Origin of the sequence: Demequina sediminis (assembly GCF_030296675.1) — a bacterium.
Lineage (GTDB): Bacteria > Actinomycetota > Actinomycetes > Actinomycetales > Demequinaceae > Demequina > Demequina sediminis.
The window spans coordinates 436,047-450,085 of the sequence record NZ_AP027736.1; the positions used below are offsets into that span (position 1 = coordinate 436,047).

13 protein-coding genes and 3 pseudogenes are annotated in these 14,039 nt (G+C 71.0%); 12 read left to right on the forward strand and 4 right to left on the reverse strand.

Going from position 1 to position 14,039, the window contains the following annotated elements:
- Positions 1-179 precede the first annotated feature (179 nt).
- The 12 genes and pseudogenes from hrcA to QUE44_RS02295 all read left to right on the forward strand — a co-directional run.
- Entirely contained in the window at positions 180-1,187 is a 1,008-nt protein-coding gene (gene hrcA / locus QUE44_RS02240) for a heat-inducible transcriptional repressor HrcA (protein ID WP_286215642.1), read from the forward strand.
- 18 nt (positions 1,188-1,205) lie between these two features.
- A pseudogene (gene dnaJ / locus QUE44_RS02245) lies at positions 1,206-2,326 on the forward strand (molecular chaperone DnaJ).
- Positions 2,323-3,090, forward strand: a complete 768-nt coding sequence (locus QUE44_RS02250) for a 16S rRNA (uracil(1498)-N(3))-methyltransferase (RefSeq protein WP_286215644.1) — start codon at positions 2,323-2,325, stop codon at positions 3,088-3,090. Before dnaJ ends, QUE44_RS02250 begins: the two are co-directional and overlap by 4 nt.
- A complete protein-coding gene (locus tag QUE44_RS02255; RefSeq protein WP_286215646.1) occupies positions 3,087-3,428 on the forward strand; it encodes a histidine triad nucleotide-binding protein in 342 nt (113 codons plus the stop codon). The genes QUE44_RS02250 and QUE44_RS02255 overlap by 4 nt, the downstream gene beginning before the upstream one ends.
- Positions 3,429-3,466: 38 nt before the next feature.
- Positions 3,467-4,465, forward strand: coding sequence for a PhoH family protein (locus tag QUE44_RS02260; protein WP_286216641.1), 999 nt, complete (start codon positions 3,467-3,469; stop codon positions 4,463-4,465).
- Positions 4,462-4,911 carry an rRNA maturation RNase YbeY gene (gene ybeY / locus QUE44_RS02265; RefSeq protein WP_286215647.1) on the forward strand — a complete coding sequence of 150 codons (450 nt, stop codon included), beginning with the start codon at positions 4,462-4,464 and terminating at the stop codon, positions 4,909-4,911. Before QUE44_RS02260 ends, ybeY begins: the two co-directional genes overlap by 4 nt.
- On the forward strand, positions 4,908-6,215 hold the full coding sequence (locus tag QUE44_RS02270) for a hemolysin family protein (protein WP_286215649.1): 1,308 nt from the start codon (positions 4,908-4,910) through the stop codon (positions 6,213-6,215). Before ybeY ends, QUE44_RS02270 begins: the two co-directional genes overlap by 4 nt.
- The gene (era, locus tag QUE44_RS02275; RefSeq protein ID WP_286215650.1) at positions 6,208-7,107 is read left to right on the forward strand and encodes a GTPase Era; all 900 of its coding nucleotides are present in this window, start codon (positions 6,208-6,210) and stop codon (positions 7,105-7,107) included. Before QUE44_RS02270 ends, era begins: the two co-directional genes overlap by 8 nt.
- 352 nt (positions 7,108-7,459) lie before the next feature.
- A pseudogene (leuA, locus tag QUE44_RS02280) lies at positions 7,460-9,198 on the forward strand (2-isopropylmalate synthase).
- A gap of 68 nt (positions 9,199-9,266) precedes the next feature.
- A complete protein-coding gene (locus QUE44_RS02285; RefSeq protein WP_286215651.1) occupies positions 9,267-9,710 on the forward strand; it encodes a phage tail protein in 444 nt (147 codons plus the stop codon).
- Positions 9,711-9,951: 241 nt separating this feature from the next.
- Positions 9,952-10,683, forward strand: a complete 732-nt coding sequence (gene recO, locus QUE44_RS02290) for a DNA repair protein RecO (protein WP_286215652.1) — start codon at positions 9,952-9,954, stop codon at positions 10,681-10,683.
- Positions 10,684-10,747: 64 nt separating this feature from the next.
- Positions 10,748-11,485: pseudogene (locus QUE44_RS02295) on the forward strand (isoprenyl transferase); the annotation flags it as partial.
- Here the strand turns inward: QUE44_RS02295 and QUE44_RS02300 are convergent.
- From QUE44_RS02300 to QUE44_RS02315, 4 genes are read right to left on the reverse strand one after another with little or no spacing between them, the layout of a single operon-like run.
- Positions 11,482-12,027: a DedA family protein gene (locus QUE44_RS02300; protein WP_286215653.1), complete on the reverse strand. Its 546-nt coding sequence runs from the start codon at positions 12,025-12,027 to the stop codon at positions 11,482-11,484. The pseudogene QUE44_RS02295 and the gene QUE44_RS02300 overlap by 4 nt on opposite strands.
- Complete coding sequence (locus QUE44_RS02305; protein ID WP_286215654.1) at positions 12,027-12,428, reverse strand: Fur family transcriptional regulator; 402 nt, start codon at positions 12,426-12,428, stop codon at positions 12,027-12,029. The genes QUE44_RS02300 and QUE44_RS02305 overlap by 1 nt, the downstream gene beginning before the upstream one ends.
- On the reverse strand, positions 12,425-13,261 hold the full coding sequence (locus QUE44_RS02310; RefSeq protein ID WP_286215655.1) for a metal ABC transporter permease: 837 nt from the start codon (positions 13,259-13,261) through the stop codon (positions 12,425-12,427). Before QUE44_RS02310 ends, QUE44_RS02305 begins: the two co-directional genes overlap by 4 nt.
- Complete coding sequence (locus QUE44_RS02315; RefSeq protein WP_286215657.1) at positions 13,258-14,016, reverse strand: metal ABC transporter ATP-binding protein; 759 nt, start codon at positions 14,014-14,016, stop codon at positions 13,258-13,260. Before QUE44_RS02315 ends, QUE44_RS02310 begins: the two co-directional genes overlap by 4 nt.
- Between the last annotated feature and the right edge of the window lie 23 nt (positions 14,017-14,039).

A 14,039-nucleotide genomic window follows, 5' to 3' on the forward strand; every position in this document is an offset into this window, starting at 1 on the left:
CGACGGGCCGATGCTACCGAGACATCCCCGGTACGTCACGGGATACGGGCGAACAGTGCGTGATCACCGCGCGGCGGGACCCCCGCAGCCCTCGAGGGGGCGCGGGCGAGCCGCGCTAGGATTAGCACTCAACGAGTCCGAGTGCCAGTGCCAATCCGATCCCCAGGCGAGGAGAAAACGTGAGCGAGGAACGCCGTCACGCCGTGCTCCGTGCGATCGTCGAGGGCTACGTCGCGACCCACGAGCCGGTCGGGTCCAAGGCACTCGCCGAGACCCGCGCGCTCGGGGTGTCCTCCGCGACCATTCGCAATGACATGGCGATCCTCGAGGAGGAGGGCTTCATCGCGCAGCCCCACACCTCGGCCGGGCGCATCCCCACGGACAAGGGCTATCGCCTCTTCGTCGACCACCTTGCGGCGTCCGCGCTGCCCGAGGCGCACAAGCGCGCGATCGGCACGTTCCTCTCGGACGCCGTCGATCTCAACGATGTCGTCGAGCGTTCCGTGCGCCTGCTGAGCCAGCTCACGCGACAGGTCGCGGTGGTGCAGTACCCGTCGCTGCGCGAGTCCGCGGTGCGGCGCGTCGAGCTGGTGCGCCTGGGAGCCGAGCACGCCCTCGTCGTGGTGGTCTCCGCGGACGCGCGTGTGGACCAGCAGACCATTCCGCTGGGCGAGGCCACCCCCGACGAGGCCTTCGAACGCGCGGTGCGCGACATCAACGAGGCAGCGCAGGGCCGCACCGGCGCGGCCCTCGAGAAGGCGCTGGAGGCCTGGGCCGGCTCTCCCGGCCAGGTGCCGTGGGCGGCCGCGGTCGCGAGCATCGTGGTCACCGCCGCGCGCGGCGGAACGGTCGAGCGCGTGGTCTTCGCCGGCACGTCGAACCTGGCGCGCGCCGGGTCGGGACTCGAGGCCGACACGATCGCGCCCGTGCTCGACGCGCTCGAGGAACAAGTGGTGCTGTTGCGGCTGTTGCATGAGATGGCCGCAGGCGGAGACGATGTCTCGGTTCGGATCGGCGCGGAGACGCACCACGAGGCGCTGTCCCGCACGTCGATCGTGGCCGCGGCGTATGGCAGGGACGCGTCCTCCCTGGTGGGCGCGCTCGGGCCCACGCGCATGGACTACCCGGGGACGATGGCCGCCGTGCGCGCCGTCGCCCGTTACCTTTCGAGAGTGGTGGAGCTTTAGGTGAAGGATTACTACGGCGTGCTGGGTGTCCAGCGCAACGCGACCGAGTCCGAGATCAAGAAGGCGTACCGCAAGCTCGCCCGCGAACTGCACCCCGATGTGGCGGGGGCCGAGGGCGAGGAGCGCTTCAAGGAGGTCGCCGCCGCCTACGAGGTGCTGGGAAACGCGGACAAGCGTGCGCAGTACGACCGCGGCGTCGACCCGCGTGCGGCGTCGGGCTCCGCGGGAGGCGCGCAGGGGTTCGGCTTCGAGGACATCTTCGAGACGTTCTTCGGCGGCGGTGCCGGTCCCTTCGGCTCCGCGCAGCGCGGTCCCGCGTCGCGCACTCAGCGCGGCGGCGACACGCTCGTGCAGACCGAGGTCACGCTCGAGGAGGCCGTATTCGGCGTCACCCGCGAGATCCAGGTGGACCTTGCCGACGTGTGCGGGACGTGTCACGGATCGTGCTGCGCACCGGGCACCTCTCCCACCACGTGCCGCCAGTGCAACGGCTCGGGATCGGTCCAGCGCGTCGCGCGTTCGCTGCTCGGACAGGTGATGACCACCGCGCCCTGCCCCACGTGTGGCGGCTACGGCTCGACGATCGAGTCGCCGTGCACCGACTGCGCCGGCCAGGGACGCACGCACTCGCGTCACACCGTGAGCGTCGACATCCCGGCGGGTGTCGAGACCGGCACGCGCATCCGCATGTCGGGCGTGGGTGACGCCGGCGTCGCGGGCGGACAGAAGGGCGACCTCTACATCGAGATTCGCCAGCGCGCGCACCAGGCCTTCGAGCGCAGGGGGACGACCTTCACTGCACGCTCGAGGTGCCGATGACCGCCGCGGCGCTCGGGACCGTGATGACGGTCGAGACGTTCGACGGGCCGCAGGAGGTCGACGTCCGTCCCGGCACCCACTCCGGCTCGACGGTGCGTCTCAAGGGCCTCGGCGTGGGCCGGCTGCAGCGGGCCGGACGCGGCGACCTCCACGTCCACCTCGACATCGTCACTCCGACCGATCTCACGGACGAGCAGGCCGACCTGCTGCGTCAGCTCGCCGCACTGCGCGGCGAGGAGATCCCCGAGGCCAGGCTCGCGCCCATCGGTGGCGGCGTGTTCTCGCGCCTCAGGGACGCCTTCATGGGCCGGGAGCGGTGACCGCACCCGTCTTTGTCGATCCGGGCGCGGCGACCGCGACCGCGGGCGACACGCTGCGCGTCGAGGGGGATGAGGCGCGCCACGCCGTGACGGTCCAGCGCCGCCGCGTGGGCGAGGCGGTCGACATCGTCGATGGCGCGGGCGTGCGCGCGAGCGGCGCGATCACCGCGACGGGCGACCGCTGGTTCGAGATCTTGGTCGCGCGCGTGACACGCGAGAGCGATCCCCGCGTGACGCTCGTCCAGGCGCTCGCCAAGGGCGGCAGGGACGAGCAGGCCGTCGAGGCGGCCGTCGAGTTGGGCGTCACCGGGGTGATCCCGTGGGCCTCGGACCGCGCAATCGTCCAGTGGCGCGGCCCCAAGGCCGACAAGGGGCGCGCAGCCTGGCAGGCGCTCGCGCTTGCGGCGGCCAAGCAGAGCAGGCGCGCCGTGGTGCCCGAGGTCTCCGGCGTGATGACCACGCGCGCCCTCGCGGCGGCGGTCGCCGACGCGGCGGCCGCGGGGACACGCGTGCTGGTGCTCCACGAGTCCGCGCGGCTGGGACTCGCCGCGCTCGACTGGGAGGATCGCGAGCAGCCCACCTGGGTGATCGTGGGGCCTGAGGGCGGAATCGCGGACTCCGAGCTCGAGGCGCTCGCCGCCGCGGGTGCGACCGCCGTGGTGCTGGGCCCGCACGTGCTGCGGGCCTCGTCGGCGGGACCCGCGGCTCTCGCCGCTCTCGCGGCGCTTCGTGGCCACTGGGCGGTCACTACGCTAGGGGGATGAGCACCACGGACTGCATCTTCTGCGCCATCATCGCGGGCGACATCCCGTCGGAGCGCGTCGCCGAGACCGACACTGTGGTCGCGTTCCGCGACATCTCCCCCCAGGCACCGGTTCACGTGCTGGTGGCGCCCAAGCATCACGTGCCCAACGTCGCCGCCGCGGCGCGCGAGATCCCCGAGGTGCTCGCGGAGATGGCGATCGTCGCGCAGCAGGTCGCCGACGCCGAATGCGGGGGCGAGTTCAGGTGGATCTTCAACACCGGCCCCTCGGCGGGCCAGACGGTGTTTCACGTCCACGGTCACGTCATGAACGGCGGCACCCTGGGGTGGAACGCGTGAGCGTCACGCGGGTGGTGGTGATCGACGACGCCGCGAGCATGCCCGAGCTGCTGGGCTCGGGCGACGGCGTGCTGCGCGAGGTCGAGCGCGCGTTCCCCGCGGTCGACATCCTCGTGAGGGGCAATCGCATCACGCTGACCGGCGAGGAGTCCGACGTCGACGCGGCCGCGACCGCCGTCGAGGAGCTGCGTGACGTGCTGGGGGCCGGCGTGCCGCTGACCCCGGACGTGGCGCGCGAGTCCGTGCGCATGCTGCGATCGACCCCGACCGCCGAGGCGCAGGGTGCGCCCGAGGAGCGTCCCGCCGGCGTCCTCAGCCGCTCGATCCTGTCCACGCGCGGACGCACGATCCGGCCCAAGACCCAGGGCCAGGCATCGTACGTTCACGCGATCGAGACGCACACGGTGACCTTCGGCATCGGCCCCGCCGGAACCGGCAAGACCTACCTCGCGATGGCCCAGGCCGTGGCCGCGCTGCAGGGCAAGCGGGTCAACCGCATCGTCCTCACGCGTCCCGCGGTCGAGGCGGGCGAGCGGCTCGGCTTCCTGCCCGGCTCGCTCAGCGAGAAGATCGACCCGTACCTGCGGCCGCTGTACGACGCGCTGCACGACATGGTCGACCCCGAGTCGATCCCCAAGCTCATGGAGGCGGGCACCATCGAGGTCGCGCCCCTCGCGTACATGCGTGGGCGCACGCTCAACGACGCGTTCGTGATCCTCGACGAGGCTCAGAACACCACGCGCGAGCAGATGAAGATGTTCCTCACGCGTCTCGGCTTCGGGACCACGATGGTGGTCACGGGCGACGTCACGCAGGTGGACCTGCCGGGCGGGACGCAGTCCGGGCTGAGGTCGGCCGCCGAGATCCTCAGCGGGGTCGAGGACATCGCGTTCTGCCACCTGGGCGCGCAGGACGTGGTGCGTCACCGACTCGTGAGCGACATCATCACCGCCTACGCCGAGAGCGACGAGAACAGGGCGCAGACGCCGCGCCCCACCGGCCAGCGCCGCCGGTTCGACCGGGAGGAGCGTCCATGATCGACGTCAACAACGAGACCGATGCCGAGGTCGACGAGGTCGAGTTCGCGGAGCTCGCCCGCTACGTCCTGGGACAGATGCACGTCGCCGACGGCGCCGAGCTCGCGATCCTCTTCGTGGACGAGGAGGCGATGACACAGCTGCACGTGCAGTGGATGGACGAGCCCGGCCCCACGGACGTGCTGAGCTTCCCGATGGACGAGCTGCGCCCCGGCACGCCCGACAACCCCACGCCTCCCGGCCTGCTCGGCGATATCGTGGTGTGCCCGAGCGTTGCGGCGCGGCAGGCGGCGGCGGCCGGCCACAGCGCCGAGGAGGAGATGCTGCTCCTCACCACGCACGGGATCCTTCACCTCTTGGGCTACGACCACGTCGAGCCCGAGGAGGAGAAGGAGATGTTCGCGCTGCAGCGCCATCTCTTGCTCACCTTCCTCGCGCGCCGATGAGCTCGTCCGCGGTCTCGCTGCTCGTGGCCGTCGCGGTCGCGGGGCTCGCGGGAGCCGCGGTGTTGCACGCGATCGTCGCCGCGTTTGAGCAGATCCCCTACGCCGACGAGCGCCGCATCGCGGCCCTGGTCCGCCCCGACGGCAGACCCACGCGTGCCGCGCGGCTCGCGGTGCTTCCGGATCATGCCGACAACGCCGCCTCGGTCGGCTACGCGATGCTCGAGTCTCTCGCGCTGGTCGCATGGACCGTGCTCGCCCTCGAGTTGGGCGACGTGCTCGGGTGGGACGGCTGGGCGACGCTCGCGCTCGCGGCGGGCGTGGCCGCGTTCCTCTCGGTCATCGTGGTGCGTGCCTGGCCTCGCGGCGTCGCCCGCAGCCATCCGGAGGCGGCCATCCGCGCGCTCGCGCCGGTGGGCTGGGCGATCGTGCGCCTCACGACCCCCATCCGCGCCGTGGTGCCCGCGCTGCAGATGCGCGAGCTGTCCGAGCCGGAGGACCTCGTCGAGCAGGCCGGTGATGCCCTCGAGGAGGAGGATGCGGAGCTGCTGCGCTCCGTCGTGGGGCTCGGCGACACGCTCACGCGCGAGGTGATGGTGCCGCGCACGGACATGATCACGATCGACGCCGGCACTCCCGCGCGCAAGGCGATGCTGCTGTTCATGAGGTCGGGTTTCTCGCGCGTGCCGGTCATCGGCGACGGGGTCGACGACACCGTGGGCGTGCTCTATCTCAAGGACGTGGTGCGCGCGACGTGGGACCACCCCGAGCGACTCGACGAACCGATCGACGCGCTCATGCGCGAGCCGGTCTTCGTGCCCGAGTCGGTGCCGGCCGATGACCTCCTGCGCCGCATGCAGGACGAGGTCTTCCACATGGCGGTGGTCGTGGACGAGTACGGCGGCGTCGCAGGACTGGTCACCATCGAGGATGCGCTCGAGGAGATCGTGGGCGAGATGGTCGACGAGCACGATCGGCTCGCGCCCGAGGTCGAGGACCTGGGGGACGGGCGCTATCGTGTGCCCGCGCGGTGCTCTCTCGACGAGCTCGCCGAACTCTTCGACGTCGAGATCGACGACGAGGACGTGGAGACCGTCGCGGGACTGCTCGCGAAGGCCTTGGGCAAGGTGCCCATCCCCGGGTCGCGCGCGAGCGTGCATGGGCTCGACCTGCTGGCCGAGCGTGCCGAGGGCCGCCGCCGGCGGCTCGTGTCGGTGGTGGTGACCCGCGTCGAGCCCGAGCCCGCCGCCGACGAGAATGTGACCGCGCCACGCAGGCGCGGACGGAAGGACGATGACCATGAGTGAGTTCCGATCGGGCTTTGTGGCCTTTGTGGGCCGGCCCAATGCGGGCAAGTCGACCCTGATGAACGCCCTGGTGGGCGAGAAGGTCGCCATCATGTCCTCGCGCCCTCAGACCACCCGGCGCGCGATTCGTGGCATCATTACCAGGGACGATTCCCAGGTGGTGGTCGTCGATACCCCGGGACTGCATCGTCCCCGCACGCTGTTGGGCGAGCGCCTCAACGACCTCGTGCGCGAGACCCTCGCCGAGGTCGACGTGATCGGCTTCTGCCTGCCCGCCGACGAGAAGGTGGGACCTGGCGACCAGTGGATCGCGCGCGAGCTGTCCGCCGCGCGGGCACCCGTCATCGCGATCGTCACCAAGGTGGACAAGGTCGCGCGGGAGCGCGTCGCGCAGCACCTCATGGACGTCCAGCAGCTGGGGGAGTGGGCCGAGATCGTGCCCGTGAGCTCGATCAAGGACATCCAGATCGACACGCTGCTCGACCTGATCGTCGGGTACCTGCCCGAGGGGCCCGCCCTCTACCCGGACGGCGAGCTGACCGACGAGCCCGAGGAGATGCGGATCGCGGAGCTCATCCGCGAGGCGGCGCTCGAGGGCGTGCGGGACGAGCTTCCTCACTCGCTCGCCGTGGTGATCGAGGAGATGGTCGAACCCGACTCCGAGGATGCCCACCGCGAGGTGCTCGAGATCCGCGCCCACGTCTTCGTGGAGCGGGACTCGCAGAAGGGCATCATCATCGGCAAGGGCGGGTCGCGGCTCAAGGAGGTCGGAGCGACGTCGCGAGCCGGCATCGAGCGGCTGCTGGGGCGCAAGGTGTTCCTCGACCTGCACGTCAAGGTCGCCAAGGACTGGCAGCGCGACCCCAAGCAGCTGGGTCGGCTGGGGTTCTAGCCGCTCGCCGGATGCGGGTGCTGAGTTCGGGGGCCCGAAACGCGGGCGAATTCCGGTTGCGCCCGCGAATGCGGCGTGCGCAGCCCGAAACGCGGGCGAATCCACGAGTCGCCCGCGTCACAGGAGGTGCTGATCCCGGACGATGCCGTGGTCGCCGTGGTCGTGCGGGGCACCGCGGCGGTCGGGAAGTCCAGTTTGCCGCGCGGCGCGGGGCGTCGGCTATGGTGGTCGCATGCGTGCACCCTCGCTGCTTACGTGCCGCGACGAGGCCTAGGCCAGGCCGGTCCCTCGTCGCGGAGGTTGGTGTGCCGGCCCCCAGCCATAGACCACAGCCACGCAGCAAGGAATCCCCATGAGCCACTACACCGGCGGCGACCAGCGTCGCTCCGCGATGCCCATCCGCAAGTACGTTCCGTTCCACGAGCAGATCGAGGTCGATCTGCCGGACCGCACCTGGCCTAGCGCCCGCATCGAGAAGGCACCGCGGTGGTGCGCGGTGGACCTGCGCGACGGCAACCAGGCGCTCATCGAGCCCATGAACGCCGAGCGCAAGATGCGCCTCTTCGAGCTCCTGGTCCGCATGGGCTACAAGGAGATCGAGGTCGGTTTCCCCAGCGCAAGCCAGACCGACTTCGACTTCGTGCGCGCCCTCATCGAGGAGGACCGCATCCCCGAGGACGTCACCATCCAGGTGCTCACCCAGGCCCGTGAGCACCTGATCGAGCGCACGTATGAGTCGCTGCGGGGGCCAAGCAGGCGATCGTGCACCTCTACAACTCGACGTCGATCCTCCAGCGCGAGGTGGTGTTCCGCGCCAATGAGGACGAGATCCTCGACATCGCGACCCACGGCGCCATGCTCTGCCAGAAGTTCGAGGAGACCATCCCGGACACGAGGGTGTTCTACGAGTACAGCCCCGAGTCCTACACGGGCACCGAGCTCGCGTACGCGCTGCGCGTGTGCAACGCGGTGCTCGACGTATGGAAGCCCACGCCGGACCGCAAGGTGATCATCAACCTGCCCGCGACCGTCGAGATGGCGACCCCCAACGTGTACGCCGATTCGATCGAGTGGATGAGCAGGAACCTCGACTATCGCGACTCCGTGGTGCTGAGCCTGCACCCGCACAACGACCGCGGCACCGCGATCGCGGCCGCCGAGCTGGGCTACATGGCCGGCGCGGACCGCATCGAGGGGTGCCTGTTCGGCAACGGCGAGCGCACCGGCAACGTCGACCTGGTGACGCTGGGGATGAACCTTTTCAGCCAGGGAATCGACCCCGAAATCGACTTCTCTGACATCGACGAGATCCGCCGCACGGTCGAGTACTGCAACCAGATCGACGTCCACCCACGCCACCCTTGGGGCGGCGACCTGGTCTTCACCGCATTTTCGGGATCGCATCAGGACGCGATCAAGAAGGGCCTCGAGGCCATGGAGGCGAAGGCCGAGCGCCAGGGCGTGAGCGTCGACGACCTCGTGTGGGCCGTGCCGTACCTGCCGATCGATCCGCGCGACGTGGGGCGCTCGTACGAGGCGGTCATCCGGGTCAACTCGCAGTCCGGCAAGGGCGGAGTCGCGTACCTGCTCAAGACGGAGCGTCATCTCGACCTTCCCCGCAGGCTGCAGATCGAGTTCTCGCGCGTGGTCCAGCGAGAGGCCGATGCCACGGGCGCCGAGATGACGGCGGAGCACCTCTGGCGCATCTTCGAGGACGAGTACCTGCCGTCGCCTGACCCCGCGCGCGCGTGGGGCCGCTTCGCGCTCGTCGGGACGCGCGCGACATCGTCCGATGCCGGACCCGACACGCTGGCCGCCGACATCACCGACTCCGGTACGAGCGTCACGGTGGAGGGCTCCGGCAACGGCCCGGTCGCCGCGTTCGTGGCCGCGCTCGGCACCAGGGGAGTGCGCGTCGAGGTGCTCGACTATCACGAGCACGCGATGAGCGGTGGCGGCGATGCGATCGCCGCCGCGTACGTCGAGTGCCAGATCGGCGACCAGATCCTGTGGGGCGTGGGGATCGACGCATCGATCACCACCGCGACTCTCAAGGCGATCATCTCCGCGGTCAACCGCGAGGGTCGCTGAGCCGCGGCCGCGCTCGGTCAGGAGGAAATCGACACGCCGACGTGCGTCTTCGCGCTTACACCCTTCCCGTGGCCCTCGCGTCCACCTTGATGGTCTCGGCCTGCATCGGTCCGGCCGGCGCCGACGGGTTCCAGGGCTTGCATGGCATCCAGGGCCCCGTCGGCCCGGCGGACCCCATCGGCGCGACGGGTCCGCAGGGTCCCGCAGGTCCGCAGGGGTCCGCAGGAACGGTCGAGTGGCTGGGGTACCGGACGGGAGAGGTCGCGTCCGGTCGTGGGGCGGACTGCATGCTCGGTGAGATCCTGCTGACCGCGAGCACCGTGGACAATCGCCTCCCCGCGAACGGTCAGTTTCTTCCGATCCAGCAGTTCACGGCGCTGTTCAGCCTGTACGGCACGCGCTACGGAGGCGACGGCATCACCACCTTCGCCCTGCCGGACCTGCGTCCGCTGACGCCGGACTACATGGCGTACTCCGTGTGCATGGCTGGCGTCTACGCTGCCCGCGACTAGTCACACCGACGTCATCCCCCTGACCAGGGAGCTCGCGGCGGCTGATCGGCCGCGCCGCGGGGCTCGGCCCCGACCTCGGGCGCGCCCCGCGAGGTGCTCAGTGCCCGAATCGACGGATTTTGGGCACTGAGCACCTCGCAGGGCGCAGCGGCAGGCCGAGTGCGCTGAAGCGCAGGCCGGGGGCGCTCGGACGGCGTCGCGCCTGCGGCCTCGCCACCCTCGCCCGGGGGACAATGGCGGCGTGCCTCTCTACCGTGACGATGCGATCGTCCTCCGCACCCACAAGCTGGGGGAGGCCGATCGCATCGTCACGATGCTCACGCGACGTCACGGCAAGGTACGCGCCGTCGCCAAGGGCGTGCGCCGGACCTCGAGCAGGATCGGCTCGCGCATGGAGCCCTTCATGCTGGTCGACGTGCAGTTGTACGAGGGACGCAACCTCGACATCGTGAGCCAGGTCGAGACCCGCGAGCCCTATGCGCGCAGGATCGCCGAGGACTACGCGAAGTTCACGGCGGCCACCGCGATGGTCGAGACCGCCGACAAGCTGGTCGACCACGAGCGCGAACCCGCCTGGGATCACTACCGCCTCCTGCATGGCGCGCTGGGGTCGCTCAGCCGGGGCGAGCACGACGCTGGCATGGTGCTCGACGCCTTCCTGCTGAGGTCGCTCTCGCTCGCGGGCTACGAGCCGAGCTTCACCGACTGCGCGAGCTGCGGCAGGCCCGGTCCGCACCGCGCCTTCGTGGTGGGCGGCGGAGGCGCCGTGTGCGAGTCGTGCAGGCCTCCCGGCGCCGCGGCTCCCGCCCCCGAGACCTTCTCCCTGCTCGAGGCGTTGCTCGCCGGGGATTGGCGCACGGCGGATGCCTCGGAGGCGCGCCACCGCCGCGACGCCGCGGGCCTCATCGCCGCGTATACCCAGTTCCACCTCGAGCGCAAGGTACGCAGCCTGGGGCACGTCGACCGGTCCTGACGGCGCTCCCTGCCCCGGCATCGTCCGCCGCTAGGCTGGCGGTTGTGAGCCCCGAGCGACCCACCCCCATCCGTCAGGCGCGACGCCGCCCGACCTCCCGCGCGAGGCCGTGCCGCGCCACGTCGCGGTCGTCATGGACGGCAATGGCCGGTGGGCCAAGGAGCGTGGATTGCCGCGCACCGCCGGTCACGAGCGTGGCGAGGCCGCGCTGCTCGACGTGGTTGCCGGCGCGATCGAGGCCGGCGTGACCCACCTCAGCGCGTACGCGTTCAGCACCGAAAACTGGAAGCGCAGCCCCGACGAGGTCCGCTTCCTCATGGGCTTCAATCGCGACGTCATCCGGCGCCGGCGCGACGAGATGCACAGCTGGGGCGTGCGCGTGCGCTGGGCGGGTCGCCGTCCGCGGCTGTGGAAGTCCGTGGTGAACGAGCTCGAACGCGCGGAGGAGCTCACGCGCGACAACGACGTCCTCACCCTCACGATGTGCGTGAACTACGGCGGCCGAGCGGAGATCGCCGATGCCGCCAAGGCGATCGCGCTCAAGGTCGCGGCGGGGGAGCTGGACCCGTCGAAGGTGACGGAGAAGACGCTCGCGGCCCACCTCGACGAGCCCGACATGCCGGACGTCGACCTGTTCTGGCGGTCGAGCGGAGAGCAGCGCAGCTCGAACTTCCTGCCCTGGCAGGCCGCCTATGCCGAGTACGTCTTCAGCGACGTGCTGTGGCCCGACGTCAACCGCACGCACCTGTGGGCCGCGATCGACGAGTACGCGCGGCGCAACCGCCGCTTCGGGGCCGCCTAAGCGTCGGAGGGCGTGGTCGCGGACGATGCCGTCGCCGGGTGCGCGGGCGCGGCACGCCTACGCCATCGTGACAGCCCCCAGCCGGCCGTGATCAAGGCGACGATCGCAGCGGCGAGCAACCAGGGGGACGTCGCCCACGCCTCCCACAGCGACAACGCGATGAGCGTGTAGATCGTGGCCCAGATGAGGCTGCCGGGAATCAGCGCGAGTGTGTAGAGGTCAAAGCGCATGCGGGTGTAGCCCGCGGTGGCGTTGACCATGGTTTGGAAGCCCACGGTGAGGAAGGACATCGGGATCGCAAGCCAGCCCCAGCGCTCGATGAAGGAGCGCGCGCGTTCCGTCCCCGGCCCCGCCAGTCGTTGCGCGAGGCGTGCCCGACGCCCGTCGCCGGCCTGTGTCCTGCCCGCCACGGCATCGGCCCCCGTGCGCGCCCATCGCGCGATCCAGTAGGTGCCCTGGGTGCGCAGGAACACCACGCAGAACAGGAAGAGCGACAGCCACCACCAGGGGCCGTCGGCGACGAAGGCCGGAACGCCGGGCATCAGCCGCGGTCGCGCGCGGCGCACGCGGGGCACACGCCGGTGAGTTCGATCGTGTGGCTGATCTCGGCGTAGCCATGCTCCGTCGCGATCGCGGCGGCGTAACTCTCGAAGGACGGCACGTCGATCTCGACCGCGCGTCCGCACACGCGGCAGCGGAGGTGATGGTGGTGCTCCTCGCCCGCCTCGCATCGGCGATAGAGGGTCTCGCCCGACTCAGACACGACCGAGTCGACCTCGCCCGCATCCGCGAGGGCGGTCAGCGCGCGGTACACCGTCGCGAGGCCCACGGTCGAGCCCTCCGAGCGCAGGTGCTCGTGCCACGACTGCGCGGAACGGAAGTCGCGGGTGTCGAGCGCGTCGAGGATCTCGCGGCGTTGGCGGGTCATGCGGGTCGCGGTCATGCGCGTACCCTCTCACGCGCGGCGGTGACCGCGGCAACGATCACGTAGAGCGCGACGCCGAGGACCACGATGAGTGCGCCCGGCTGGAGGTTGTGGAACAGCGTGATCCAGATGCCGGTGACCGTGAGCACCGCGCCGAGCCCCATGGCCACGTGCATGGTGCGCGCGAAGGACCGCGTCATTAGCTGAGCGATCGCCACGGGCACGATCATCAGCGCGCTCACCAGGAGCACGCCCACCACGCGCATCGCGACCGTGATGGTGATCGCGGCCAGGACGGCGACCACCATGTTGAGGACCGCGACGGGCAGACCCGTCGAGCGCGCGAACTCTTGGTCGTGGGTGACCGCGAACAGCGACGAGCGCAGCCCGAGCCCGATGATCAGGATGAGCGCGGCGAGCGCGACGCTCACCCACACGTCTCCCCAGGTCACCGTCGAGATCGAGCCGAAGAGGTAGCCCAGCAGGTTCGCGTTCGAGCCGCCCGCGAGGCCGATGAGCAGCACGCCTCCCGCGATTCCGCCGTAGAACAGGATCGCCATCACGACGTCCGCCGCGGTGCCGCGCGCGCGCATGCGCTCGATCACGACCGCCCCGGCGATCGCGAAGACCACGGCGCCGGGGATCGCGAGGGCGTCGCGCTGCGCGAGCCCGGCGGCGGAACCCGCGAGCCAGCCCGCGGCCACTCCGGCGAGCGCGACGTGGCCGATGCCGTCGCCCAGCAGCGCCATGCGGCGCTGCACGAGGTAGGTGCCCATGACGGGCGCGGCGAGTCCCACGAGCAGGCCGACGAGCAGCATGCGCTGCACCAGGGGATCGGTGAGCAGGGTCATGGCCCCTCCAGTCCCAGCGCGCCGCCGGTGGGCTGCGCGCCCTCGTGGGCGTGTTCGTGCTCGTGGCCAGGCAGCGCGTGGACACCCAGGTCCTTGGGCGGAGCGCCCACGTACGTGACGCAGCCCTGCTCGAGCACCACGGCGTGATCGATGTGGCGCGCGATCGAGCCGAGCTCGTGCAGGACCACCACGACCGCCACGCCGTCGTGCTTGAGGTGGCCGAGCGTGTGGGCGAAGGAGACCTGCGACTGCAGGTCCACCCCCGCCATCGGCTCATCGAGGATCAAGAGGTCCGGGCGGCGCACGAGCGCGCGCGCGATGAGCACGCGCTGCTGCTGCCCTCCCGAGAGCCGCAACACGTCGCGCCGGGCGAGGTCCTCGATCGCGACCGACCGTAGCGCGTCGATCGCGCGTCGCTTGGCGTCGCGCGGCGGGATCAGGCCGCGCAGGCCTCCGGCCGCCCCACGTCCGTCCTCGCGGCTGCCCAGCAGCCCCGACATCACGACCTCGAGAGCCGTGGCGGACACGCCGCCACCGGCGCCGATGCGTTGCGGCACGTAGCCGAGTCGCGCGCGCGCCGCGGGCGTCGAGGGGGAGCCGAAGAGCGAGACGGAGCCGCCCGCGAGCGGCACCGCGCCCACCATGGCACGCACGAAGGTCGACTTGCCCGAGCCGTTGCCGCCCATGAGCGCGACGACCTCGCCCGCGGAGACCTCGAGGTCGACGCCATGCAGGATCTCGGTGGTCCCGAGCACGACTCGAACGCCGCTGGCGACCA